Below are 25,066 nucleotides of genomic sequence, written 5' to 3' on the forward strand. Positions count from 1 at the left end.
AAGACGAAGAGCTCTGCTCAGTGGGCCCATCAGGGGGGTCAGGATTTTCTGCATGATCGCCTGTATTCTTTATTACCGCTCGCTACCGCGAACCCGTTCAACGCAATGCTAAAGCCGAAATCAGTCGACGGTTCAACACTTGTCGAAGAGGTATAGCGCCTGTTGAGCGTGAGGTTAACCGTTACGCATTCATTTTGATAGACCAGCCCGACACCAGCCCGTGTGGCACGGCTGTCTTCGATGTCATATCGCAGGTTGGCCGAGGCCGTCCAATTGGGGTTGACCTTGTAGTCGCCGTCAAACCAGAATTCGGACACCGCCAGAGTGCGGTTTTCGGCCGGGTCGCGACCTAGCCAAAGATAGGAACCGGCGATCGCCGTGCGGTCGCTCGACCAATGGCCTCGCAATTCGGCCTTAGAGAAGTTGAGCGAATTGTTAAGCAGGCCACGCGCGGTCAATGCCAAGCCGCGGTCCAGTTTAACTTGGCCAGCCAACAGTATGTCGGATGATGTGCCGCTCAAACCTGAGGTTTTTGAGAAGTCCGGATCAGCAGTTTCGCGGAACACCTGTCCCAAGGTAGCAGAGGCCTGCCATCCAGCCGGAGCATAGCGCGCCCAATTCAGACCCACAACGGCTGACGGCCCATCCTCGCGCCGATCAGGTGCGGGAAAACGTGACAGTTCCAGAAGGTTGCCCTGGTCGAATTCGACAAATCCGCTTTCGTCGTTGGGAACTGTTGGACCAGACACTTTGGACCAACTGAACTGAGCAATTGGCTCCAGGAAATGTGTGGATCCGTCGCCCATGGCACGGGTCATGGGATAGCGCAGAGTCAAAGCTGCGCGTGGCGTGGTGACGGTTGCTCGGGATTGAAAGCTGGTATCGTTGTAGGTGTTGAACCCATCGGCCGAAGCACCCATCCGCCAATCGGCGCGCAGGCCTTGCGAAAAGGTCCAACTGCGCATCCATTCCACGTCTGCCGTTGCCCGGCCAACATCGCGCCCCACCATGTCGACGTTGGATGTTCTCTGGTGCGCATGCCCGTCAAAGCTTAGGCGAACTTCCCCCCCGACCAGAGAAGGAAAGAACCGCTTTTGGTAATTGATATCAACGATTTCCGAGGGGATCTCGTCTTCGCGCTCACTGTCCCGCAGTGTTTCATAATGGATGTAGCCGATACGCAGGGCGCTATCGCGCTTGATACGGTTGAGCGATATTTCACTCCGCAGACGGTCGAGGTCGGGCAGGCCATAGTCTGCTAGATAAGCGTTGTCCGACGCTGTTTGCACGTCGAACTCCAGCTTAAAGTCGTTCTTGAGGGCAAACTGACCAAAGGCAAAGACGTATCCACGATCCTCGTTGGGAACCAGGTCGTCACGGGTAAATGCGCCTTCGATTTCGATCCTGCCGCGTTTAAATGCCTGACGATACCGCAAGTCCAATGTGGTGGTTTTGGACGACACATAAGGCGACACTGTCAGGTCCGCATGATCCCCCAGCTTGAAGAAATAGGGCACCTTTAGGCCAGTCCCCAACTGAGAGGTGGTGCGCACGGATGGGATTAGGAAGCCGGTGGCCCGCTTCAGGTTAGGGTCGGGCAAGCGGATGCCCGGAAAATAGAAGATTGGCACATCCAGCACCCGGAACTGTGCCTCTTCAAAATAAAGCTGCTGCTCCAACTGGTCGTGTGTGACCTTCTTGGCCCGGATCTGCCATAGCGGTGGTTTGCCGTTTTCGCAAACATGACAAGAGGTTACGGCGGTTTTGTAAAGTTGCGTGTAGCGTCCGCCAACGCGCGTCATCTGCAAGGCAGCCAGTTGCAGCTGCTGGTCAAACACCAGCCGTGCGCCTGACAGCAGGCCGTTCTGAAGGCCTTCGTCCAGTTCGGCAGCATCGGCCAGCACAGTCGCTTTGCCGCCCTGATCGATGCGAATGGGCCCCTCGACGGTCAGCCTGCCGCTCTCGCGGTCAAATGTGATCTTGCGAGCTCGCAAGCGCATGTCGCCTTGGAAAGCTTCGACGTTGCCTTCGGCGATCATCTGGCGATCCGGGGTGATGAACACCGAATCCGCCACTAGGATGGCAGGCTGAACCTCTTCCTGTGTTTGATCGCCAGTTGCGGTTTGGGCGTTGCTGCCAAGCGGTGCGAACAGGGCAACGCTGGTCAACAGCAGGGGCAGTAGGCCGGGTAGACGGCGGAGCATTATCCGTCCTCCGCGTGCAATAACAGGCCAAGCGTCAGCATAATCGCGGCTATTGGTGGTGCCCAGGCGGCCAGAGCCACAGGGATCTGCCCGTTTTCACCCAGAATCTGCGCAAAGTTGCGAATGAAATAGAGCGAGAACCCCAGCAATACAGCCGCTAGCACCGAAACACCGGTACCGCCAAAGCGTGCATGGCGCATGGTGAATGCAGCCCCCACCAGAACCATCGAAACCAAAAACAGCGGTCGCGCCAATTCGACTTGCAGCCAGACCTCGTGCTGCTTGGTCGAAAAACCGGCCTGTTGCAGTTGCGTTATCATTGCGGGCAAGTCGTAGATGGAAATGCTTTCGCGCCGCCCCAGACTATCGCGGATGCGATCCTGGGTGAGGGTCGTAGGCAGTTTGATGGTTTCATATTCTTCAGCATTGGATTCGGGGTTCACTCCCCCGGTTAGTGGCCAAATCTTTACCTTGCTCAGAAGCCAGACGTCATCCTGCAGCTGCGCGCTGTCGGCAATTATCTGTTGGGTCGGCCCCCCATCCTTGGCATAGCTGATGATCGTCACTCCAAAAAGCGTTATGCCGTCACCACCAAAACCGGTTGCATGAATGACCGATTGCCCATCGGCACTGCCTTGGCGCAGCCACAGCCCTTCGCCGCTGAGCGACAGGACGGATGGCCCGCCGGTACGATAGGTGTCTGCCAGCCGCTGATACCGTTCGGCGGTGGCGGCCACGATCGGGTTCAGCGTGGTGACGGCAAGTCCGCCAATCACCAATGCCACTGAAACGGGGGCCACCAATGCCCGAATGCCCGACCGACCAATGGCGCGGGTCACCACCAGCTCGGAACTGCGGGCCAGGCCCACAAACAGCACGATGGTCGACAGGATCATCAGGAGGGGTAGGATTTCACTGATTGCAGCAGGGGCATTCAGAAGCGTCAGGCCAAACAACTGGCCAAAGCTGACATCAACACCTTCGAACCGACGCAGCTGTTCTATCAGGTCGATGAGCAGGATCAGCGTCAGGAACACCGCCCCTATGACCAGAAAGCTTTGGGTGAAGCGCCGGGCAAAATAACGGTCGAGGATCATGGCGCTGCCTCTGTCTTGGGAGAGCGCCTGAACAGCAGCGACAACGGGCGTGAGGAAAATTGCATGAACACGCAGGCGATGGCGATGCCCACCAGAGTTGGCAGGTAGATCAGCGGCCAGAAATCTGCGTTTTGCAGCACCGGATCAGACATGACACCCCGAAGAACTTCTAGGAAGACCAACATCACAAAAGCCAACAAGGCCTGTCGCCAGACCCCAAACCGGGAAAAGCCGCCCAGCATCAATGATGAATAGCCGATCAACGTCACAGCAACGCAAATCAGCGCCCGAGCAAAACGCAGATGCAGTTCTTCGGCGAGTTGTCCGGCAGTATATCCCTCGTCCTCTGTTATCTGGCCGGGTTCCTGGATCAGTTCGAGCGTGGGAATGGCGCGGATGTTGCGTTGGCGCGTGGTATCTTGCTTGATCAGAGAGCTGATATCATAGGAGAAATCGGCAAAGACCGTGGTCGACAGCCGGTTGTCTTCCATGTCCATCCGCTGCGCCAGACCATCCACCATGATCAGGTTGCTTTGCTCGCCATTGCGCACCAGAAAGGCCCGCGCGCCGGTGTAGATGACTGTTTGTTCGGGGTCGCGCCGATCTGACAGGAACACATCGTTTAATGTTCCATCCGCGTCGATCTGACGAATGTAGAAGGTCACGCCAGGGGCTGGGTGTAAAAAACTGCCCTCGCTCAGCAGCCGAGCGGTGACATTGCGCGCCACTTCGGCCTCGCGCACGGCCAGCTGGTTGATCGAGGCGGGCAACAGCACGTGGGTCAGCATGCTCATCATAGCAGCAGAAATCAGACCAAAGATCAGCGCAGGCCGCGCCAGCCGCCAAGGACTGGACCCTGTGGCCTGCATCACCGTCAGCTCGCTGTCGTTGTTCAGCCGGTTGGTGACATAGACCGAGGCTGCAAAAGCCGCCATCGGCAGCACCATGCGGATCAGGTTGGGCAGGGTGAGTGCGGTGAATTCCAGAAACACGAACGCCGACTGCCCGTCGCCGATCAGCTTGTCGAACAGGACCACGGCCCGGTTGATCCAGAACACGGCAACAAGAATCAGTGCAAAAAAGCCGAAGAACAGCAGAAATTGCGACAGGACGTATCTGTCGTATCGTGACACTGCGATCCCCCCGGAGCCTGCCAAGTTATTTTCCGGCAACTCTAATGGATTCGGTGGCCGGGGAAAACTGCTATCTGGTCAAGATGCAGTGGGCAGGCTACCTGTTGCCTAACCACATGTTGAGAGGAGCCCAAATGAGCAGCCTGACCGATATCCGTTTTCAGCCCGTCGACCTGGACACCATCGCCACAACCGAAGGGCGCGTTGCCATCATCATCCCGCCCGAGGGCAAGATGGACCCGGCCGTGCGCCGTGCCAATCGCCTGACCAAGGGGGCGGTGGCCCGTCTGGTGGAAAGCGAGCGCTTTGAAAAGGCCAAGCCGGGGCAGGTGATCACGTTGGCTTGGCCTGCGGGCATGGCTGCCGAGGCTTTGGATGTACTGATTTTGCCGCGCCGTGCGGACGCGACGCAGGCGCGCAAGGCGGGGGCGGCTTTGGCCAAATCGGCGGGAACTACTGCTTTGACGTTGATGGCAGGTAGCCAGGTGCGCGCGCAAGAGGTGGCTATGGGGTTCTCGATGCGGGCTTATGGCTTTGACGCTCACAAGTCGACGGATGCCGATCCGGCTGGCGCAGTAACCATCGCGCATACCAAACACGAAGAGGTTGAAGCCGCCTATGCGCCTCTGCGCGCTGTGGCTGAGGGCGTGCACATGACCCGCGATCTGGTGAATGAACCGGCCAACGTACTGACTACCACTGAATTCGCTGACCGTCTGAAAGAGATGGAGGCGATTGGCCTTGAGGTCGAAGTACTGGACGAGGACAAACTGGCCGAACTGGGCATGCGCACGCTGCTCAGCGTTGGGCAGGGCTCGGACAGCCCGTCCAAGGTTGTCGTCATGCAGTGGAACGGTGGCGAACAAGGCGATGCACCGTTGGCTCTGGTGGGCAAGGGCGTGGTGTTCGACACCGGTGGCATCTCGTTGAAACCGGCCGGCGGCATGGAAGACATGACCATGGACATGGGCGGCGCGGGCGTCGTCGCGGGCACCATGCGCGCGCTAGCTTTGCGCAAGGCCAAGGCCAATGTTGTGGGGCTGGTCGGGCTGGTGGAAAACATGCCGTCGGGCAATGCCACCCGTCCGGGTGATGTGGTCAAATCGATGAAGGGCGACACGGTCGAGATCATCAACACCGACGCCGAAGGTCGTTTGGTTCTATGTGACGTGATGTGGTATGCGCAGGAGCGGTTCAAGCCTGCGGGCATGATCGACTTGGCCACCCTGACGGGTGCCATCATCATCGGCTTGGGGCATGAAAACGCGGGCGTTTTCTCGAACAACGACGCGCTTTGCGATGCGTTCCTCAAGGCCGCAGGTAACGAGAATGAAGGCGCGTGGCGGATGCCGCTTGGTCAGGCGTATGACGATCAGCTTAAATCGCGGATCGCAGATATGAAGAACGTCGGCGGTCGCCCGGCGGGTTCGATCACGGCGGCGCAGTTCCTGCAGCGGTTTGTCAAGGATGACATGCCCTGGATTCACTTGGACATCGCAGGCGTCGCTTCGGTCAAGTCCGACACCGACTATGCCCCTAAGGGTGCAACCGGTTGGGGTGTGATGGCGTTATGCCGTTTGGTGCAGGACAATTTTGAGTAAATCCGATGGGTGCGGCCTATTTCTATCATCTGACACGGAACCCGTTGGACGTGACTTTGCCTGTCCTGCTGGGCAAGGCGCGACAGGCCGGGTGGAAAATCGCGGTTCGTGGCGCCGATTCTGGGCGATTGGAATGGCTGGATGAAAAATTGTGGCAGGGACCTGACGATGGGTTCCTGCCACATGGGCTGGCAGGCGGGGCGCATGACGCGCTGCAGCCAATCCTGCTAACGACCGTCGCGGATGCACCCAATGGGGCGTCTTGTGTGATGGCGGTCGATGGCGCGCAGGTGTCGCCCGAAGAGGTCGAGGCGTTGGATCGCGTCTGTATCCTGTTTGACGGCACCGACCCGGAAGCCGTTCAGCGTGCCCGTGTTCAGTGGAAGTCCCTGACAGGCGCAGGCTGCAAAGCGCAATACTGGTCCGAGGAATCGGGGCGGTGGGAAAAGATGGCTGAGGCCTGAGTGTTCTTGGCAAAAGGGGGGCTCCCGCCCTCGCTGCATGCCCTGACGGGCCCTTGCTTAGTTGGGCCGGGCGCCTCGCCTTCGGCTCGGCGCGCCACCGCAGAAAGCAAGCGTTGGATTTGGAGTGAGACAGGACGTCAGCGCGCGAGAGTCAGAGATTGCGGGCTGATCTGCAGTGTCGAGAACCGCTGCAGATACTCCATCCCCAAAAGGGACTGATCCATATCACCTTCGTTGACCCAAGCTGTCAGATCGCGATCTTCGAACGGCCCCAGCAGCACCGTGTCGAGTTCGGTGGGGGCGGTGCGAACCTCTCCATTTGCAGTAAGGGCGCGGCCGAAGTAGTTGAGATCGTTTACATCTATTCCGATACGGGTAGCATCCTGCTGGCTTAGGACGATCTGGCTGGCTCCGGTATCGACAAGGAAGTCCACCGATTTTCCGTTCACCAGAAGCTGCAGGTAATAGTGTCCGTCGTGCGCTCGGGGGACGACGATGCTGTTTTCGGTGATGGTCATGCGGCCAGATGGCGCCGTCGTGCTGCGGATGTCATCCCACAGCCCAACCACCGCAATCACGCCCATGAAGATGAAGATCCAGATCAGCGCCTGCTGCAGTGTCTTGCCCAGAGAGGCACGATTCTGCGTAACAAACCACATCAGAACAGCCGCGCCAAGCAGGCCCAGATATCCCAGTCGTGCAAAGTTGTCGGCGTCGAATTCCATGTCCAGTCCTTGGTTGTTTCTGAATATGGGGGCTCATCCCGCAAAGCCAAAGTCCTTGAGGCCGCTCAGGATAAATTGCACCGACAGGGCCGCCAGAAGCATGCCCAAAAGGCGTGTCACCACATTCAGCCCAGTTTTGCCCAAAAGCCGTGCGAGTGGGCCGGACACCAGATACAGTGCCAGAACAACGGCCATGACGGCCAGCATCACAGCGATCACCATTGCAAGCCCTGTCATGCCAGGATGCTGCCCGGCCAGCAGGATCATGGTGGCAATCGAGCCGGGACCTGCGATCAGCGGGATGCCCAGAGGGAAGACGGACGGGTCAGCGCGTTCTTCTTCTTCGGCGCGGTCTTCGCGGCGTTTGGTGCGGCGTTCGAACAGCATATCCATCGCCGTCAGGAACAGCAGCACACCACCCGCAACGCGGAAGGCTGGCATGGAGATGCCGACAAATCCAAGGACGGCCTCGCCAAAGGCTGCGAACATGGCCAGGATTCCAGCGGCTGTCAGGCAGGCGCGGATGGCAATACCGCGGCGGGTGCGGGTGTCCATGTCTTGAGTCAGCGCCATGAAGATCGGTGCCTGACCTGGCGGATCGATGACCACAAAGAGCGTGGTGAACGCAGTGATCAGAAACGCCATGTCGATCATTTGGCAGCCTCTTGCTGCAGCCTGCGCAAGATTTTCATCGCCAGGTCTGCTTTGTCACGAGGCAGATAGACATGATCGTGGTGGTAGCCTGCGACCACATTGGCCGGAATGTCTGCTGCGGCCAATCCCGCAGACACGGCCGCCGTCAACCCGACCCCTTCGAGCGAGGAATGAACCCGCAACGTAATGCAGCGCATCGCCACCGCATCTTTTGGTGCGGCTTCGACTGGGACGATCAGGGACAGTCCTTCATCTTCAACGCAGCTCGCACGGGTTCCTGCAGGCCACGCTTTACCCTTGGGCCAAGGAACAAAGGCAAACGAGCCTTCAACCAGAACGGGCTCCATCCCGGCGATCATTGCCGCGGTTTCCTTGACGGGTGTCGTCATCGTGCCGTCTCTGCTAAGTCGAGCTTGTCTTGCGCGGCAACCCAAAGCGTTTCGGCGCGCTCCATCGCGTCCACCACTTCGGCGAATTTGCGGTTCCAAACCTCTAGGTCGCTGGCCTTGCTGTCGTCATAAAGCGTGGGATCGGCCAGTTTGACTGACAGCTTGTCGTGCATGTCCGTCAGCTTTTCGAGGCGTTCTTCGCATTTGCGCACCTCGGCGCGCAGGACAAGCATTGCATCGCGGGATGGGCGCTTGGGTTTGGCGGGGGCGGCCTTGGTCTTGGCTTTGGACTTGGGCTTATCGCGGGCCAGCAACAGCGAGCGATAGGCCTCGAGATCATCGTCAAAGGGTTTGACCGTGCCGTCTGACACCAGCCACAGATGGTCTGCCACCAGACTGAGCAGATGCATGTCGTGAGTCACAAGGATCACGGCGCCGGAATACTGTGTCAGTGCCTCGACCAGTGCTTCGCGGCTTTCGATGTCCAGGTGGTTGGTCGGTTCGTCGAGGATCAGCATGTGCGGCGCGTCGATGGTGGCGATCAGCAGACTAAGCCGCGCCTTTTGCCCGCCAGACAAGCGACCGACCGTTGTGGTTGCCTGATCGGCATTCAATCCGAACCCGGCCAGTCTGGATCGCCATCTTGCAGGCGTTTCAGCCGGACGCAGACGGCGCAAATGTTCCAGCGGAGTTTCATCCACATACAGCTCGTCAACCTGATGTTGGGCAAAGAAGCCGATGCGCAGTTTTGACGATTTGGTCATTTTGCCAGCCATCAGCGGCAAGCGATCGGACAGCAGTTTCGACAGGGTTGATTTGCCTTGACCGTTCTTGCCAAGCAGGGCGATCCGGTCGTCCTGATCGATGCGCAGGTTCAGCTTGCCTAGCACCTCGACCTCGCCATAGCCGGTGACACCACCTTCTAGGTTGATGATGGGCGGCGACAGTTCCTCGGGATTGGGGAAGGTGAAACTGCGCAGCGCGGCCTCTTGAGGGCTGGTGATGGGCTGCATGCGCGCCAAAGCCTTCAGTCGCGATTGCGCCTGTTTTGCCTTATCCGCCTTGTACCGGAAGCGATCCACATAAGATTGCAGATGCGCACGACGTGCATCCTGTTTCTTGGACATCGCATCGGCCTGCGCCAGTCTTTCGGCGCGCTGGCGGGCAAATTGATCGTAGGGGCCTTGATAGAATGTCAGCTTGCGATCTTCGAGATGCAGAATTGACCCCACGGCCCGGTTCAGCAGGCCCCGGTCGTGGCTGATGATGATCACCGTGTGGGGGTATTTCGCCAGATAGCTTTCCAGCCACAGCGCCCCTTCGAGGTCGAGATAGTTGGTCGGCTCGTCAAGCAGCAGCAGATCGGGCTGTGAAAACAACACCGCCGCCAAAGCGACGCGCATCCGCCACCCCCCCGAAAAGTCCGAGCAGGGGCGTTTCTGGTCTTCGTCGTCAAAGCCAAGACCTTTGAGGATGGACGACGCCCGCGCCTCGGCAGACCAGGCGTCGATGTCGACCAGCCGGGTCTGGATTTCGGCGATGCGGGTGGGGTCCTGGGCGGTCTCAGATTCGGCCATCAGCTCGGTCCGCTCTATGTCGGCGGCCAGAACCGTGTCGACCAACGACACATCACTGGATGGGGCTTCTTGCGCGATGCCGCCAATGCGAGCGCGTTTGGGCAGGGCGATATCGCCCGATTCCAACGCCAGTTCACCCCGGATCAGACGAAAGAGCGTCGTCTTGCCGGTGCCGTTTCGACCCACCAGGCCCACCTTGTGGCCATCGGGAATGGTGGCGCTGGCACCCTCAAACAGAGGGCGGCCCTCGACCGCGTAGACGATATCCTGAATCCGTAACATAGGCCGCTCATAACAGAGGGTTGAAGACGCCGCTAGCGGGTAAGTCGGCGGGCAGGGTGGTCAGCCCAGTCTCAGGGTGATAGCCCTCGGTGAACCACAACCGGAAAGCCCCAGCAATGCGACCCGCTCAAAGCCCTCCGCACATCGTGACGCTGATCCTTGCATCGGCTCTGGCGGTGGTTTCGCTGAACATGTTCCTGCCGTCGCTGACGCAGATGGCGGTGGATTTTGAGACTGACTATGCGGTCATCAACCTGTCGATCGCAGGTTATCTGATCGTCTCTGGTGTCTTGCAACTGATAATGGGACCGTTGTCGGATCGGTACGGGCGTCGGCCCTTGATGCTGATTTCGATGATGATCTTTGTGGTGGCCTCGGTCGGGTGTGTGTTGGCCGAAAACGTCTGGGTCTTTTTAGGCTGGCGTATGCTGCAAGGGGCCGTGATCGCGGGGCAAGTGATTTCGCGCGCGACAATCCGGGACATGCATCCCCCGAATGAGGCCGCGAGCAAGCTGGGCTATGTCACCATGACCATGGCACTGGCGCCGATGCTGGGGCCTATGCTGGGCGGCGCGCTGGACATGGCGTTCGGCTGGCGGTCAGGGTTCCTGCTCTATGCGGTCATGGGGTTGGGTATGCTGGTGCTTTTATGGAGCGATCTGGGTGAAACCAACGCTGAGCCGTCAGCAACCTTGGGCGCGCAATTTCGGCAGTACCCACAGCTTTTCGCCTCGCGCCGGTTTTGGGGCTATGCGCTATGTGCGGCGTTTTCCATTGGCGGGTTTTATGCCTTTATCACCGGTGCACCGCTGGTCGCGGCGGCCTGGTTCGATCTGAGTCCTGCGATGCTGGGCCTGGGGATCGGCATCATCACCGGAGGATTCATGGTTGGCAACTTTGTCACCGGTCGACTGGCTGCGCACACCCAATTGACCACGATGATCCTGATCGGGCGGATTGTGGCCACGGTAGGTCCGTTGATCGGGTTGCTGTTGTTCATCAGCGGGGCGGGGTCGGTCTGGGTGTTCTTTGGGTCTGCGATCTTTGTGGGCTTTGGTAACGGGCTGACGGTGGCCAATGCAACTGTTGGTTTGATGTCAGTGCGCCCCAAACTGGCGGGCAGTGCCTCGGGGCTTTCTGGGGCTATGACCGTTGCCTTTGGGGCCGCTCTTACCGTGGCAACGGGCGGATTCGTCACCGAGGAAAATGCACCCTTTCTGGTGCTGACGATGATGATGATCGCCAGCGGTCTGGGACTGGTGTCGGTGCTCTATGTTCGCTGGGTTGACCGGGTTGAACCGCTGCCGGATACCGCCTGAGGTCAGAAAGCCGACATATCCCCATCAAGGCACTTTTCTTGCGTCGCAGACCGTGTTACGCGGCGCGCAGCATATTTCGGCGCAACCGCGCCAGAACAAGGAGAGGCCACCATGGCACTGGAACGCACGTTTTCGATCATCAAACCCGATGCAACCCGCCGCAACCTGACCGGCGCAATCAACGCCAAGTTCGAAGAGGCAGGCCTGCGCGTTGTCGCACAGAAGCGCATCCACCTGACCATGGCACAGGCGGGTGAGTTCTACGCTGTGCACAAAGAGCGCCCCTTCTACGGCGAGCTGTGCGAATTCATGGCGTCGGCTCCAATCGTCGCTCAGGTTCTCGAAGGCGAAGGCGCGATTGCAAAGAACCGCGAAGTCATGGGCGCCACCAACCCCGCAGACGCAGCTGCTGGCACCATCCGCGCTGAGTTCGCTGAATCGGTTGGCGAAAACTCGGTCCACGGTTCGGATGCTCCCGAAACCGCGGCTGTTGAGATCGCCTACTTCTTCTCGGGTCTCGAGCTGGTTGGCTAAACCTCGATAGGTAGCAGCCGGGAGATCCGGCTAGCTGCGCTTTTCGATCACACCGATCGCATCAAGGGCCGCTTCGAAATCGGAGCGGCCCTTGTCGTAGGACGCGGCCACAATCGTGTCAAACCGCTTGCGCAGGGCCTTTTTCTCTTCGCCTTTGCAATCGTTCCATGGGCGGCCTTGCAGTGCCATCACCAGCACATAATAGCCGATGAAATGGGGCTTGTTGCCTGAGCGTAGCAGGAGACCATAGGCCTCATCCGCGCCCAGATCTCGAAGATCCTGCGCTGATTTGATTCCCGCGCGCGTACAGCTTTCTTCGTAGGCCGGGCCAAGATTGCGGATCGAAGAGACAGGGTCTGACATGGGCGTGTCCTGTGGATTGGTCGGCGAGTGAGGTGTGTAAAAAGCACACCCCAAACGGAAAAGCCATCCAACCCGGGCCACATTACCAGGTATGCTTTGGTTAGGTCGATGAAATCTCGCGAAAAGGACGGGGGGCTCCCGCACCCGCGCGATCCTGACTGCGTCAGCACCACGAACGGCCTTGGGCGCGGTTCCGCGTGGAGCGTTTTTCCGTCAAAAGCCGCCTTTGCAAGGCGCACCTGTGCGTCCAATCAGGTTGGTCGACACATAGTGCCACCCGCCGAGCGAAGCGAGGCCCGGCCCAACGGGAGGAGGTGTTTCGTCAGAAACATCGACGACGGGCGGGAGCGCTTGGGTGATGTGAAGCACTGCAGAAGTGAAATTCTCGGCCTGCGACTTTCCTGACCTTGCGGTCGGTTAATTTCCTGTCCTATGCATGACATCAAGAGAAGGAGAGGATTGATGACCAAAATCTTGCCGCCCGAGGCTGTGGCCTCGTTGGACCTGATGAACCCGCCGTTTGGGTTTCTGGACGATCCGTTCCCGTTTTACGATGCGCTGCTCGCCCACGCACCGGTTCTGCCTCAAGCGGATGGTTCCATTCTGCTCAGCCGCCACGCTGACCTTGACCGGATCTATCGCGACACCACCCTCTATTCTTCGGACAAAAAGGCGGCGTTTGGTCCCAAGTTCGGCGTTGGCTCGCCCCTGTTCGAGCATCACACAACGTCGCTGGTTTTTTCTGACCCGCCTCTGCACACCCGCGTGCGCAAAATCATGACTTCGGCCCTGACCCCGCGTGCCATCGCAAAGATGGAACCGGGCCTGATCGCCACGGTAGATCATTTGCTGGACGCCTTGGCCGACAAGAGCCAGATGGATTTGATCGAGGATTTCGCCTCGACCATCCCGATCCAGATCATCGGCAACTTGCTGGACGTCCCGATGGAGGAACGTGGCCCTCTCCGTGATTGGTCCCTTGCGATTCTTGGGGCGCTGGAACCCACATTGACCGACGAACAACTGATGACTGGGCACAAAGCCGTTGAGGACTTCAAGTCCTATCTCGAAGACCTCGTGGCCCGAAGGCGGGCCACGCCGGGAGACGTGGAAACAGATGTTTTGACCCGCCTGATCAACGGAGAAGGCCCAGACGAGCAGCTATCCGAAATCGAGCTATTGCAGAACTGCATCTTCATTCTGAACGCGGGACACGAGACCACCACGAACCTGATAGGCAATGGCCTGGCACTTCTCGACGACCATCCAGAGCAACGTAGGCGGTTGCGGGATGATCCTGCGCTTCTGAACCCTGCCATCGAAGAGATCCTGCGTGTCCGGTCACCCAACCAGTTGGGCAACCGTGAAACCACGGTGGAGATCGAACTGGACGGTGCCATCGTTCCCGCAGGTACAAATCTACACCTATGTATAGGAGCAGCCAATCGGGACCCGACGGTATTTGACGACCCAACGCGGTTTGATATCGCGCGAAAACCGAACCGGCATCTGGCCTTTGCCGGTGGCCCGCATGTCTGCGTCGGCCTGACGTTGGCCCGGATGGAGGGGCGGATCGCCATTGGTCGGCTGCTAGAGCGTTTCCCTAATTATCGGGTTCAACCCGGACGCATATCAAGTGGTCGCATCCGGTTTAGAGGCTACGCAGCCTTGCCCGCCCAGATGAACTGACGGGCAAGCCGTGCTCAACCGTCGCCCTTGTAATACCCTATCACGTCATTCTCTGTCGTAGCGCCCAGCCCATTCAGCAGCCGGTTGGAGTAGTTGAAATAGGCGCAGACCTGGTTGACCTCCAAAACCTCTTCGTCGCTGGCGCCCGCGATCTTGAGCGCCTCAAAATCGGACTTTATCATTTTGCCCACATCTGTCGTCAGCTTGCCTGCATAACGCAGCAGGGCAAGCTCTTTGCCCTCAAACTCATCCTCGGGGCGGTGCGCTTTCAAAGCCAGAAAGATCCGGTCGCTTCGGGGTTGGTCGCGCAGCAGGTTACGCACGTTCATGAAGTGATGTGTTAGCGAATAGGTGCAGTCGTTCAGGATCGAAGTGTAGCTGGCGATCACCTCGAGAAACCAGAACGGCAGCGTGTTGTCATCAGAATGCAGGACTGACCGATAGAGCGTGACGTGACCGTTCATCGTCTCGGGCCGCAGGGAATGCACGCGCATCACGGTGTCCACAGTGCCGTGGGGTGTGCGGGCCTTGTCCAGCAGTTCTTTGAGCCGCCCTTCGGCCTCGGTGTCGTCGATCATGCGAATCCATGCGCTCATCTCGGTCTCCGTAAAATGGATAATTTGGAAACAGCTTAACTCATGTGCGCGCCGACTGGTCAGTGGAAATTTCTACTGAGAGGAAATATTTTTCTGGCGCGAAATTTTCGACTCACGTAGATGTGAGGTCAGCCGACGGGGCTTGCCCCGGTTGCCAATCGGGATTTTGGATATGAACACTGATCTGCAAAAGGGTGCGGATAATCTGCTACTGACCTGCGCGGGGCTGGTGCCGGGGGACCGCTTGCTTGTGCTGCATGAGGGGGCGGAAGAGACCTACTACCACAATGATATTCTGGACGCCGTTCTTGATCGCGCCCGGACCTTGGGTATCGAGGTCGCGACGCAAGAGGTGCCTGTCAGCCCCGATGGAGCTGTTCCTGATGAGACGCTGGTGACGCAGATGAAGGCGGCTACGCGCTCGTTGTTTCTGGCCCGTTTCGGTGATCAGATTCGGTTCAATGCCGATATGGCGGGGATTTGCCCGATCATGAGCTACGCGCTGGACGCGGGCATGCTGGCGTCCGGGTTCGGGCAGGGGCACTATCACGGTTTTGTAGCCATCAAGAATGCGGTCAACCGCATGGTGGCGCGGGCCGAGGACATTCACGTGACCTGCCCTCTGGGCACGGACTTTCGCGGCGACGGGGCCAAGTTTCCGACCCAGATTTCGGATGTTGCAGTGACACGCTTTCCAATGTCTGTATTTGCACCAGTGCCTGCGGGGAATTTCAGCGGACAGGTTGTGCAACATGGGTTCCTCGTCGGGACTGGATCACGGTTCTATGAACCCTACGCCTGCGCGTTGGAAACACCGGTGACCTTTACCGTGCACCAGGGCCGGATTACGGCGCTGGATGGGGACGATTCGGATGTCTCAACTGCGCGGCAGCATTATGATCGCGTGTCGGCGCGCTATGGGATTGACCCTTGGGTCATCCATTCGTGGCATGCTGGCATCCATCCAGGTTGCAATTATCGCCGCCCCGTTGCCGAGAATTTCGCCCGCTGGAGTGGGGCTGCTTTTGGCAATCCGCGTCTGCTGCATTTCCACACCTGTGGCAGCTATGCGCCGGGTGAGATTTCGCTGAATGTATTGGACCCGACGATCTGTCTGGATGGGGTCGCGGTTTGGAATGGGGGCAGGTTCGACGCGAATCTGGTGACAGGTGTGCCCGATATACTTAACAAGCATCCCGACATCGCACGCATCTTCGACGAGCCTTCTCGCAACGTTGGGCAATGCCCAGAAGAGACATTGTCCGGCACTTGGGCCTGATCAGGTTTCGAACCCCCGTCAGTGCCTTTATCACTTCCCGAAGGGCTCCCGCACCCGAGCGATCCCGACTTCGTCGGCACCGCTAACGGCCTTGGGCGTGGCGCCGCGCGGCGCGCGGCGCAGTCCCGCTTACGGCGTCTCTTCTGCCCAAAGCTGCCGTTGCAAAGGGCACCTGTGCACTCTTTCGGTCCGCTTAAAACAAGCGCCGCCCGCCGAGCGAAGCGAGGCCCGGCCCAACGGGAGGAGGTGATTCGTCAGAAACATCGACGACGGGCGGGAGTGCCCCCCGTCGTTGCACGCGGAACACACCTGTTTAGGCTGAGAATATGTCAAACGCCTTGAGCGCTTTTGCGGAATAGGCCAGCGACGGCCCGCCCCCCATGTAAGTCGCCATCGCCAACGCCTCGCACATCTCTTCGCGCGTCAGGCCAAGGCGCACCAGCGAGCGGACGTGAAACCCGATGCAGCTGTCGCAGCGGGTCGCAATCGCAATGCCAAGTGCCATGATTTCCTTGGTCTTCTCATCCAACGCGCCACTTTTCTTGGCCGCAGCGCCCATGGTGGCGAACCCTTTCATCGTGTCGGGCACTTCTTTGGCGTAGGTGCCGATGTCGCCCTCAATCTCGGCCATGAATGCGTTCCAGTCCATTTGTCAACTCTCCTAATTCAACGTTCGTCTGCCCCCATGCGCCGTTCCAGCCAGCGCACGCCCGCGCTGATGATCAGGACCAGCACCAGGTATTCCAGGATCAGCAGGGTATAGATTTCCAGCGGGCGGTATTCTGTCACCACCAACTCATTCGCGCGGCGGGTCAATTCCTGCATGCCGATGACGGAGGCAAAGGCGCTCATCTTCACGATATAGATGAACTGGTTTGCCAAGGGTGGCAAAATACGGCGGATCGCTTGCGGCAGGATCACATAACGCATTGACTGGCTGTAGGTCAGGCCAATGGTCTGAGCCGCTTCGCTTTGGCCTTTCGGGATCGACTGAATACCTGCGCGATATATCTCGGCGGTAAAGGCACTGTCCGAGATCGCCAGCGTGATGATTGCGCCCCAGAATGGGTCGATTGGAACGTTCAAACCCATCGACTGAAAGATGATCGGCAGCCCGTAAAACACCCAAAACAGCATTGGCAGCAGGGGGATCGAGCGAACAAATTCCACATAAACCCGGTTGATCATTCGGATTGGCCAACGGTTTGACAATCCGGGCATTGCCACAAGCAGCCCTAGAATGATCGAGATTGTCGCGGCGATCACCGAAATTAGGATAGTGTCGCCCATGCCCGAAATCAGGAATTTGATATTAATCCAGCCGGTATTGGTGCGCGGATCAATGACGTACCAACCCCAAATCGAAGAACTGGAACATCCCGAAAGGATAAGAAGTGGCAAGGTAAAGGTAAGTATTTTCTTCATGTTACGCCACATTGTTAATGTTGCAAGATTTGGCTGAGGAACTTTTGGCACCGCTCTGATCGGGGGGCACCAAAGAACTCTTCGGGTGGGCCGTGTTCGACGATCTCGCCCGCATCCATGAAAATCATGTTGTCAGCCACCTTGCGGGCAAACCCCATCTCATGGGTCACCACCACCATGGTCATCCCTTCATTGGCAAGATCAACCATCACGTCGAGCACTTCGGAAATCATTTCCGGATCAAGCGCGGAAGTAGGCTCATCAAAGAGAAGAACCTTGGGTTCCATGCACAATGACCGGGCAATCGCCACCCGTTGCTGTTGTCCACCGGACAGTTGACCGGGGCGCTTTTCGGCCTGATCGGGGATGTGAACCCGCTCAAGATAGTGGCGCGCGCGTTCTTCGGCTTCTTTTTTGGTCATGCCGCGCGCCTTGATCGGACCAAGGGTCAAATTGTCCAGAACAGTGAGGTGCGGGAACAGATTGAACTGCTGAAATACCATGCCGACTTCGGACCTGATCCGGTTCACCGAAGCCGCATCGTTGGTGAGTTCGACTCCATCGACGAGGATTTGACCTTTTTGGTGTTCTTCCAACCGGTTAATGCATCTGACGACCGTGGACTTTCCAGATCCAGAAGGGCCACAAATAACGACTTTTTGACCGGTCCCGACGGTCAGATTGATGTCCTTGAGCACATGAAACGTGCCATACCACTTGTTGACTCCAACAAGCTCGATTGCGGTTTCTGGCATGGCACTCTCCCTGGGGCTAATTTTCCTGGGGGGAAAATTTTTTCTTGAGAATATGAGTTATCTTTGCCTTAAATCAAGCAGCAATCGGGCTATCATGCCCACAACAAAATGCCACCAACGGGAGAATCTCATGAAATACCTTCTTAAGGCCGCTGCTGTTGCCGCTGTCAGCCTCGCGCTGGCGGGCGCGGCACAGGCGCAATCAGCGCTGAATGAAATCCTGGACGGCGGGGTGCTCAAGGTGGGCACGACCGGCGACTGGAACCCAATGACCCTGCGCGACCCGGCGACCAACAGCTACAAGGGGTTCGACATCGACGTCATGAACCAGCTGGCCGCCGATCTGGGAGTTGAGGTTGAATTTGTCCCGACGGACTGGAAAACGCTGGTTAATGGCGTCGTGGCTGGAAAGTACCACATGACAGGTTCGGCCTCGATCTCGCCACCGCGGATGAAGGTTGCAGGTTTTTCGGAAAGCTACATCTCGGTCGAACTGTACCCGTATACACTCAAGGACAAAGCTGGAAACTTTGACGGTTATGACTCGATCAACCAGCCCGGCGTGAAAGTGGCGACGACCCTTGGCACCACCTTTGAAAAGCGTGTCCGTGAATGGTTCCCGAACGCTGATATCAAGGTGGTCGAGGCACCCGCCCGTGGTTTCCAAGAAGTCCTGGCAGGCCGTGCGGATGTTTTCATTACCTCGAACATCGAAGGGTCCACGCTGGAACAGAAATTCCCTGTGACGCGCGTCCCCGGAACCGGTCCGCGCTCACCGTCGCCCATCGCCATGCTATTGCCACAGGCCGATCAGGTTTGGATCAACTACGTGAACAACTGGGTCAAAGTGAAACAGGCGCAGGGCTTCTTTGAGGAGACAAAGGCCAAGTGGGGCCTGTGATAACCGCCACTCACGGTGTGAAGGGGGTCGCTGTCGCAGCGGCCCCTTTTATGTTGTGGAGGGCCCGTTTTCTGCTTTTGAGATCACGGTAATGAACCGCACTTTGTCCGTCAGAAGCTTTTCAGGACAATGAGCCGAATTGCTGTCGAATGACAGGCTGTCACCTGGGCACATGTGGTATTTTGCGTCCCCGCATCGGAAAATCATCTCGCCTGCGACCATATGAATGAACTCGACCCCACGATGAATATAGACCGGACGCGAAGACAGTGGACGTTCCAAGGTGACGTCAAAGCTTTCGAAACTGACGTGATCGGCCTTGGCCCGACCGATCATCTTGTAGACATGGCCAAAATCGCTTCCTAGGCGCTGAACTGTCATCCCTTCGCCGGCTTTGACGAAGGTCATGTCAGACCAGCGCACAGTGCCGGCAAAAAAGTTAATCAGCGGAATGTCGATGCCCGTTGCCAATGCTTCCAGCGTTGCGAGCGAGGCAGAGACCTGACCGCGTTCGATTTTGGAAATCATTGCGGTCGACACGTGCGCCTGTCGCGAAAGTTCGGCCAGGGTCAAGCCCGCCAGCATTCGGTGATGCTTGACGGCGGCGCCAACGGTCTGATCCAGAGAGGGCGCAGTTTGTTGGGGCGCTTGCGGGGCAGGGGCTGAGTCTTCCATGTCAGAACCGTAGTATGCATAGATGCAAACCGAAAGAGCGCAAAAGGGGGCGGGCGATGCAACTGTCGGACATGACATGGCCAGACGTGGGCAAACGGATCGAAAGGGGCGCCTGTGTGATGCTACCCGTGGGCTCGACCGAGCAGCATGGCCCCATGGGCCGGATCGGGACGGACACGATTTGTGCGGATGCGATTGCGCAACGAGCGGCGAAACTGTGCGATGCCATCGTGGCACCTGCGCTGGCTTATACGCCTGCGCCTTTTAATACGGGCTTTCCGGGAACGGTCTCTGTTTCAGAAGGGGTGTTTGCGGCCCACGCTGGTGAAGTGATCCGAGGGCTGTTGGCCCAAGGGTTCGATGGTGTTTTTGTGGTCAACGGTCATGGCGCAAATATCGCGCCTCTGCGGCAGATCGCCGACACGTTGGAGTCCGGCGCGTTGACCTTACTGAGCTGGTGGGAACCACAAGAGGTCAACGCACTGCGGCAAGAGTTGTATGGCGCCTGGGAAGGGATGCATGCCACCCCGTCCGAAATTGCCATCACCCAGGCCCTGATTGGCGTGCTGCCTGCCAACGGTGCCGAAAACCCGCCCGAGGCCCTGAGCGCCGAGTACATCAACGCCCACAGGGGTGACAAGCACGGCCCTCCGGACGAACACCGCGCCATGTTCCCCGATGGCCGGGTTGGTTCTCATTCCGTTTTGGCCCGGCCAGATCACGGCGAGCGCTTGCTGCAACTGGCGGCTCAAGGCGTTGCCGATGCTTTTGTCAGCTATTCCGAAGGTCAGATGAATTTGAAGAGAGAGCAATAAGCTGAACCTATCGGCTCAAAGTGCATAAAAGACATGCTCGCGTTGAGCTCACTTTGATAGGTGCTGCACGTTGTCCAAAGGTCGGTTTGCATCAACTTGCCACTGTGGTGCGGATTTTCACCCGATTTAAGCCAAGGGTCAGTTGCAAGGTTTTTTCTCTCTTGTCGACAGTTTTGAACCGGCTTGCGATTGGCGCGTACCCCACGGTTCGCAAGCTCAATGAGGCGTCCAAGCTTTGATCGATTCCGAGAAGGACATTGCCGTAAGACCTTCAATCTGGCTACGATACGCCGAGATAGAAAGGGGTCAGATTGCAGCGGCGACTGTCAGCTATCGTGATGACCGACATGGTCGGATATTCTCGCCTTATGGAGCAGGATGAGGCGGCCACTCTTTCGCGGCAGAAATCGCATCGTAATGGCCTCATAAATCCAGCGTTGGCCAACCATCACGGTCGCGTGGTCAAGACAACAGGAGACGGCCTGCCGGCGGAATTCCCCAGTGTTGTAGAGGCGGTTGCTTATAGCGCTGACTTTCAGCGAGAGATGGCCAAGCGGGAGGCCGACCAGCCCAAGGACAAGCGTATCGACTACCGCATCGGCATTCACCTGGACGATGTTTTTCTTTAGGACGGGGATATTCATGGCGATGGCGTGAACATAGCGGCCCGCCTCGAGGCCCTGGCAGAACCTGGCGGCATTTGCCTATAGGGTGACGCCTACAACCAATTGCGAAATGTTGAAGACATCGGTTTCGAAGACCTGAGCGAGGTTCAGGTCAAAAACATTGCGCGCCCGATCCGCGCTTGGCGTGTGCTACTTGACCCGGATCTTGCAGGGAAACGAACCAGTGCGTCAAAAGCCCAAAGCGGCGCCCGCAGGTTTGTTGCTATCGCAGCCACTATCGTTCTGACGCTCGCGCTTGGCGGATACTGGTGGTCCCAGCGTACTGATTTCACACCCGCTGATCCAGACAAGATGGTGTTCGAATTGCCGAAGGACCCGTCCATCGCGGTTATGTCATTCGAAAACCTGTCCGACAGCGCAGAAACGGATTACCTTGGCCGTGGCTTGACCGAAACCCTCATTAACACGCTGGCCAGCTCGCCCATTTTGTTGGTTGTTACAGCGGAGTCCATTCCCGGAAGACAGGGTGTCTCGGCGGCGCAAGAGACTGCGGAAGCGAACAGTGTTCGCTACGTACTAAGTGGCACGTATCAGGTTCAGGGCGACAGTCTTCTGGTTTCAGCCCAACTTGTTGACGCGTTGCACGGGCGCTTGCTGTGGGGAGAAACCTTGGATCGGGCTTTGTCATTCGAGGCGTTGTTTGAGATCCAGGATGCGATTGCAGAACAGGTCGCATTCAACGTTGATGCCGAACTAGGGTCCGGAGCCACGCTGCGATCAAGATATTCCGAAGCCACGACGCTGGAAAGCATCCGCTTGGGCATTGAAGTCGTGGACACATTTCAACGTTGGGACCAAGCAGGAAACGCCCGAGCCAAGAGCATTGCGCATGAAATGTTGGCATTGAATTCGAATGACTCTGGTGCCCTGACAATGGCGGCTTGGGCCCATTGGCAAGCAGTGACAATGGGTTGGGCCGCGCCTGATTTTTCGATTGCACAGGGCTACGCTGAACAGGCAATTGAGGCTGATCCGGAAAATGCAGGTCTGCATGCCGTGTTGGCTTGGGTTTCACTTTCTCGACAAGATTTTTCAGCCACCCAGGATCAGGTGGATTTGCATATTGCCAAGGCCAATGGCGATGTAGAGGTCAGTGTCGGGCTGGCCCTGTTGCGACTGGATCGACCACAAGAGGCCGAGGTGGTCTTTCGCAACGTCCTGCGCCGTCAGCCACGATTTCACGACTGGACGCCGCGCGCGCTTGGTGATGCCTTGTTGCGGCAGGATCGGTACGAAGAGGCGCGTTTCTTCTATGACGCCGTATTGGGTTCTGACACACAAGACGTACGCCTTAAGCCGCAGACCTTGGCGAGACTTGTCGTTCTTTCAGCGCTGGCGGATAATCCCGACGACGTGACGCTTTATGCAAACCGCCTGAAGACGGAGGCCCCAGGCTATTCAATACAAAGCGTGCTTGGCAAATTCTATGGCGAAGTTAACAGAGATTGGGTCACAACTTTTGTGGAAGCGCTTCGCGCGGCTGAGATCCCTGAATGACTGGTGGACAATTTTAGGCAGAGTTTTGCCAATGTCTGAAAGCGGTCATTGAACCACCTGCAGCTAAAGGCGAGTTTGTCCGTCGTGCAGACATAGAGCCAGATCCGTTTGAAAGTTGAGACAGCTTCGAGTTTGATAAACGCGAACCTCCGCAATATTGCACAGCCTGCATCAATCTCCACGAGTGATCACCTCGTGATGGTGATCATCGCTTCCAACCCTGGATTAAGGTTGCGCGCTTCGAACCGTCCGCCATGCATCCGCGCAATGGCCGCAACCAGCGCCAAACCCAGTCCCGAGCTTTGGTTCGTGCGAGCCGGGTCAAGCGTGACAAAAGGCTGTGCCAAACGGTCGAGTTGGTCTTTGGGCACGCCAGGGCCCTGATCGCGCACGCTCAGGGTCAAGCCGCCCTCTACATTGGCCAAGGCCACCGTAAGGGTGCTGCTTGCAGGGGCATAGCGCAGCGCATTTTCCAGCAGGTTCGACAGTGCCTGCGCCAAAAGCGGTTTGTGCCCTGGGATCGGCCCGGCGGTGCCTTCGATGATGATGCTGATGTCCTGATCTGCAGCGACGGGTTCATAGAACTCGGCCACATCTTGCACCAAGGCCCCAACATCCACGTCTTCGAATTCATCCCGGCCCAAGCCCGCCTCGGCCCGCGAAATCTCGGTCAGTTGAGAAAAGACCCGCAACAGATGATCGACTTCGGCCAAGGCGCGGGCGGCGTCCGCCTCGCGGTCGGGCACTGCGCTGGTCGGATCGGTCAGACGTTCGACCCGTTGGCGCAACCGGCTGAGCGGGCTGCGCAAGTCGTGAGCGATGGAATTTGTGGTCATGCGCAGGTTGCCCACCAGCTCCTCGATCTTGTCGAGCATGTCGTTGAGCGTCTGCGCCATCTGGTCGAATTCATCACCGCTGCCACGCATCGGGATGCGTCGGGTCAAATCGCCGGAAACGATGTCGTCTGCAGTCTGCACGATATCAGCCAAGCGTGAGAACACCAGTCGCGTCAGCAACCATCCGGTGAGCAAGCTGAGCGCCAGTGCTGCCATCAACGCTAAACCGACTGACCGCAGTAGCACCCGGTCGAATTGCTGCCTGGCCGAGGCATCGCGACCCACCAGGAGCCGTTCATAAAGGGGCAGGCGGATCGAAGCGGCCGAGATCGACACATCCTCGCCCGAAGACATCTTGGTCAGGTCCAGATCGACCCAACCCGATCCGGGTTCGATCCCGTCAGGCCAACTTGCAAGATTGCCTGCCAGCACATTGCCCTGCGCGTCCGTTAGCAAGTACAGCGCATCGCGGTCGGCGGCATCTTGTACACGGCGATCAATCGCGACCATCAGGCCGATGGTTCCCAATCGCTCGTACTCATCGCGCAGGCCCGCCAATTCGGCGGTCACCACACTGCGGGTCTCGTTCTCGATGGTACGGTTGGCGGTGACATAAACCAGACCCAACACCAGTGCAGTGAGCAATGTGCTTAGAAACATGCTGGCGAATACAAGCCGTGTTCTAGCATTGCGCCATAAGATCAAAGATTTAGCCATCGGACATCATGTAGCCTGCGCCGCGCACGGTTTCGATTAGCGGCACATCGGCCCCATCGTCAACCTGACGGCGGAGTTTCGAGATGTGAACATCAACGATATTGGTATTGGGGTCGAAATGGTACTCCCACACACCCTCAAGCAGCATAGTGCGAGAAATAACGCGGTTTTTGCGCCGCAGAAAAAACTCCAGGATCTGAAATTCGCGCGGGGTCAGCGTCAGCTCTCGGCCGTCTCTGGTCACGCGGCGTTTGAGCAGATCCATTTCCAGATCACGGCATGAGAGCACCGAATTGTCTTCGGTGTCCTGTGGACGGCGCAACAGCGCTTCGATCCGCGCGTGCAGCTCTTGAAAGGAAAACGGTTTGACGAGGTAGTCGTCGGCGCCCGCGCGCAGACCCTTGACCCTTTCATCCACAGCGCTCATCGCGGTCAGCATCAATACAGGTGTTTTCAACCCAGCTGCCCGGATGGATTTGATCAGTGCCAACCCGTCCAACCCCGGTAGCATTCGGTCCAACACGATAGCATCGAACCCGCCGTCGGTCGCATGAAACAGCCCCTCGCGCCCGTCCGGTGCGGTTTCCACCGTGAACCCTTCTTCCGCAAACCCTTTGGCCAGGAATTCGCGGGTGTCAGTGTCGTCTTCAACAATCAGGAGGCGGCGGCTCATGCGCGGATTATCCTTGTTCTGTCGGTATATACGCGGGCTTTTTCTTCGCGACGTCAAGGGGGCGTCACGTGAGAGGCAAGGGGCAAACCGGGCGCGGATGGGCGCGCCCGGTCGGTTCAGCGACCTGGGGACAGGCCACGATCGCTGAACATCAGGGCGCGCGGCGAACTCCCCGTACAT

25 protein-coding genes are annotated in these 25,066 nt (G+C 58.1%); 10 read left to right on the forward strand and 15 right to left on the reverse strand.

Annotated elements, in window-relative coordinates; translation table 11 throughout:
- Positions 1 to 38: 38 nt before the first annotated feature.
- Genes G6R15_RS05045 through lptF form a run of 3 tightly spaced genes read right to left on the reverse strand, consistent with a single transcriptional unit; the run spans position 39 to position 4,434 of the window.
- Positions 39 to 2,204 (reverse strand): LPS-assembly protein LptD, encoded by a 2,166-nt coding sequence (locus tag G6R15_RS05045; RefSeq protein ID WP_164658671.1) that lies wholly within the window; start codon positions 2,202 to 2,204, stop codon positions 39 to 41.
- Entirely contained in the window at positions 2,204 to 3,301 is a 1,098-nt protein-coding gene (gene lptG / locus G6R15_RS05050) for an LPS export ABC transporter permease LptG (RefSeq protein WP_164658672.1), read from the reverse strand. Before lptG ends, G6R15_RS05045 begins: the two co-directional genes overlap by 1 nt.
- Positions 3,298 to 4,434 (reverse strand): LPS export ABC transporter permease LptF, encoded by a 1,137-nt coding sequence (gene lptF, locus G6R15_RS05055; protein ID WP_164658673.1) that lies wholly within the window; start codon positions 4,432 to 4,434, stop codon positions 3,298 to 3,300. Before lptF ends, lptG begins: the two co-directional genes overlap by 4 nt.
- Positions 4,435 to 4,568: 134 nt before the next feature.
- On the opposite strand from lptF, the gene G6R15_RS05060 reads away from it, so the two are divergent.
- On the forward strand, positions 4,569 to 6,035 hold the full coding sequence (locus G6R15_RS05060; protein ID WP_164658674.1) for a leucyl aminopeptidase: 1,467 nt from the start codon (positions 4,569 to 4,571) through the stop codon (positions 6,033 to 6,035).
- Positions 6,036 to 6,040: 5 nt separating this feature from the next.
- Positions 6,041 to 6,499, forward strand: coding sequence for a DNA polymerase III subunit chi (locus G6R15_RS05065; protein WP_164658675.1), 459 nt, complete (start codon positions 6,041 to 6,043; stop codon positions 6,497 to 6,499).
- Positions 6,500 to 6,636: 137 nt separating this feature from the next.
- On the opposite strand, the gene G6R15_RS05070 is transcribed toward G6R15_RS05065, so the two are convergent.
- The 4 genes from G6R15_RS05070 to G6R15_RS05085 are packed head-to-tail and all read right to left on the reverse strand — an operon-like array spanning position 6,637 to position 10,126.
- Complete coding sequence (locus G6R15_RS05070) at positions 6,637 to 7,224, reverse strand: TIGR02281 family clan AA aspartic protease (protein ID WP_164658676.1); 588 nt, start codon at positions 7,222 to 7,224, stop codon at positions 6,637 to 6,639.
- 33 nt (positions 7,225 to 7,257) lie between these two features.
- A complete protein-coding gene (locus G6R15_RS05075; protein ID WP_164658677.1) occupies positions 7,258 to 7,878 on the reverse strand; it encodes a MarC family protein in 621 nt (206 codons plus the stop codon).
- Positions 7,875 to 8,267 (reverse strand): ACT domain-containing protein, encoded by a 393-nt coding sequence (locus G6R15_RS05080; RefSeq protein WP_164658678.1) that lies wholly within the window; start codon positions 8,265 to 8,267, stop codon positions 7,875 to 7,877. The genes G6R15_RS05075 and G6R15_RS05080 overlap by 4 nt, the downstream gene beginning before the upstream one ends.
- Positions 8,264 to 10,126 carry an ABC-F family ATP-binding cassette domain-containing protein gene (locus tag G6R15_RS05085; protein WP_164658679.1) on the reverse strand — a complete coding sequence of 621 codons (1,863 nt, stop codon included), beginning with the start codon at positions 10,124 to 10,126 and terminating at the stop codon, positions 8,264 to 8,266. Before G6R15_RS05085 ends, G6R15_RS05080 begins: the two co-directional genes overlap by 4 nt.
- 116 nt (positions 10,127 to 10,242) lie before the next feature.
- Here G6R15_RS05085 and G6R15_RS05090 point away from each other — a divergent pair, with 116 nt between their 5' ends.
- Positions 10,243 to 11,445 carry a multidrug effflux MFS transporter gene (locus G6R15_RS05090; RefSeq protein ID WP_164658680.1) on the forward strand — a complete coding sequence of 401 codons (1,203 nt, stop codon included), beginning with the start codon at positions 10,243 to 10,245 and terminating at the stop codon, positions 11,443 to 11,445.
- A 111-nt stretch (positions 11,446 to 11,556) separates the two neighbouring features.
- Positions 11,557 to 11,979, forward strand: coding sequence for a nucleoside-diphosphate kinase (gene ndk, locus G6R15_RS05095; protein WP_164658681.1), 423 nt, complete (start codon positions 11,557 to 11,559; stop codon positions 11,977 to 11,979).
- A 30-nt stretch (positions 11,980 to 12,009) separates the two neighbouring features.
- On the opposite strand, the gene G6R15_RS05100 is transcribed toward ndk, so the two are convergent.
- Positions 12,010 to 12,342: a TfoX/Sxy family DNA transformation protein gene (locus tag G6R15_RS05100; protein ID WP_164658682.1), complete on the reverse strand. Its 333-nt coding sequence runs from the start codon at positions 12,340 to 12,342 to the stop codon at positions 12,010 to 12,012.
- A 462-nt stretch (positions 12,343 to 12,804) separates the two neighbouring features.
- Between G6R15_RS05100 and G6R15_RS05105 the strand changes: the two genes are divergently transcribed.
- Positions 12,805 to 14,031: a cytochrome P450 gene (locus tag G6R15_RS05105; RefSeq protein WP_164658683.1), complete on the forward strand. Its 1,227-nt coding sequence runs from the start codon at positions 12,805 to 12,807 to the stop codon at positions 14,029 to 14,031.
- Positions 14,032 to 14,045: 14 nt separating this feature from the next.
- On the opposite strand, the gene G6R15_RS05110 is transcribed toward G6R15_RS05105, so the two are convergent.
- Positions 14,046 to 14,627: a carboxymuconolactone decarboxylase family protein gene (locus G6R15_RS05110; protein WP_164658684.1), complete on the reverse strand. Its 582-nt coding sequence runs from the start codon at positions 14,625 to 14,627 to the stop codon at positions 14,046 to 14,048.
- Between the two features lie 172 nt (positions 14,628 to 14,799).
- Between G6R15_RS05110 and G6R15_RS05115 the strand changes: the two genes are divergently transcribed.
- Positions 14,800 to 15,906 (forward strand): hypothetical protein, encoded by a 1,107-nt coding sequence (locus G6R15_RS05115; RefSeq protein ID WP_164658685.1) that lies wholly within the window; start codon positions 14,800 to 14,802, stop codon positions 15,904 to 15,906.
- A gap of 313 nt (positions 15,907 to 16,219) precedes the next feature.
- Here the strand turns inward: G6R15_RS05115 and G6R15_RS05120 are convergent, their stop codons facing one another.
- Genes G6R15_RS05120 through G6R15_RS05130 form a run of 3 tightly spaced genes read right to left on the reverse strand, consistent with a single transcriptional unit; the run spans position 16,220 to position 18,086 of the window.
- Positions 16,220 to 16,555, reverse strand: a complete 336-nt coding sequence (locus G6R15_RS05120; RefSeq protein WP_164658686.1) for a carboxymuconolactone decarboxylase family protein — start codon at positions 16,553 to 16,555, stop codon at positions 16,220 to 16,222.
- A gap of 17 nt (positions 16,556 to 16,572) precedes the next feature.
- Positions 16,573 to 17,331, reverse strand: a complete 759-nt coding sequence (locus G6R15_RS05125; RefSeq protein ID WP_164658687.1) for an amino acid ABC transporter permease — start codon at positions 17,329 to 17,331, stop codon at positions 16,573 to 16,575.
- Between the two features lie 14 nt (positions 17,332 to 17,345).
- Positions 17,346 to 18,086 carry an amino acid ABC transporter ATP-binding protein gene (locus tag G6R15_RS05130; protein WP_164658688.1) on the reverse strand — a complete coding sequence of 247 codons (741 nt, stop codon included), beginning with the start codon at positions 18,084 to 18,086 and terminating at the stop codon, positions 17,346 to 17,348.
- Positions 18,087 to 18,216: 130 nt separating this feature from the next.
- Here G6R15_RS05130 and G6R15_RS05135 point away from each other — a divergent pair, with 130 nt between their 5' ends.
- Positions 18,217 to 18,987: a transporter substrate-binding domain-containing protein gene (locus G6R15_RS05135; RefSeq protein WP_164658689.1), complete on the forward strand. Its 771-nt coding sequence runs from the start codon at positions 18,217 to 18,219 to the stop codon at positions 18,985 to 18,987.
- 48 nt (positions 18,988 to 19,035) lie between these two features.
- On the opposite strand, the gene G6R15_RS05140 is transcribed toward G6R15_RS05135, so the two are convergent.
- A complete protein-coding gene (locus G6R15_RS05140) occupies positions 19,036 to 19,662 on the reverse strand; it encodes an XRE family transcriptional regulator (RefSeq protein ID WP_164658690.1) in 627 nt (208 codons plus the stop codon).
- 56 nt (positions 19,663 to 19,718) lie between these two features.
- Between G6R15_RS05140 and G6R15_RS05145 the strand changes: the two genes are divergently transcribed.
- From G6R15_RS05145 to G6R15_RS05155, 3 genes are all read left to right on the forward strand, one after another.
- Complete coding sequence (locus G6R15_RS05145; protein WP_164658691.1) at positions 19,719 to 20,477, forward strand: creatininase family protein; 759 nt, start codon at positions 19,719 to 19,721, stop codon at positions 20,475 to 20,477.
- Positions 20,478 to 20,815: 338 nt separating this feature from the next.
- Positions 20,816 to 21,106 carry an adenylate/guanylate cyclase domain-containing protein gene (locus tag G6R15_RS05150; protein WP_164658692.1) on the forward strand — a complete coding sequence of 97 codons (291 nt, stop codon included), beginning with the start codon at positions 20,816 to 20,818 and terminating at the stop codon, positions 21,104 to 21,106.
- 99 nt (positions 21,107 to 21,205) lie between these two features.
- Positions 21,206 to 22,660: a hypothetical protein gene (locus G6R15_RS05155; RefSeq protein ID WP_164658693.1), complete on the forward strand. Its 1,455-nt coding sequence runs from the start codon at positions 21,206 to 21,208 to the stop codon at positions 22,658 to 22,660.
- 188 nt (positions 22,661 to 22,848) lie between these two features.
- Here the strand turns inward: G6R15_RS05155 and G6R15_RS05160 are convergent, their stop codons facing one another.
- Together G6R15_RS05160 and G6R15_RS05165 are read right to left on the reverse strand one after the other, a co-directional pair.
- Positions 22,849 to 24,156, reverse strand: coding sequence for a HAMP domain-containing sensor histidine kinase (locus G6R15_RS05160; protein ID WP_240336663.1), 1,308 nt, complete (start codon positions 24,154 to 24,156; stop codon positions 22,849 to 22,851).
- Positions 24,157 to 24,205: 49 nt separating this feature from the next.
- Complete coding sequence (locus tag G6R15_RS05165) at positions 24,206 to 24,886, reverse strand: response regulator transcription factor (protein ID WP_164658695.1); 681 nt, start codon at positions 24,884 to 24,886, stop codon at positions 24,206 to 24,208.
- Positions 24,887 to 25,066 lie beyond the last annotated feature (180 nt).

Origin of the sequence: Tropicibacter sp. Alg240-R139, from assembly GCF_900537075.1 — a bacterium.
Classification (GTDB): Bacteria; Pseudomonadota; Alphaproteobacteria; order Rhodobacterales; family Rhodobacteraceae; genus Falsiruegeria.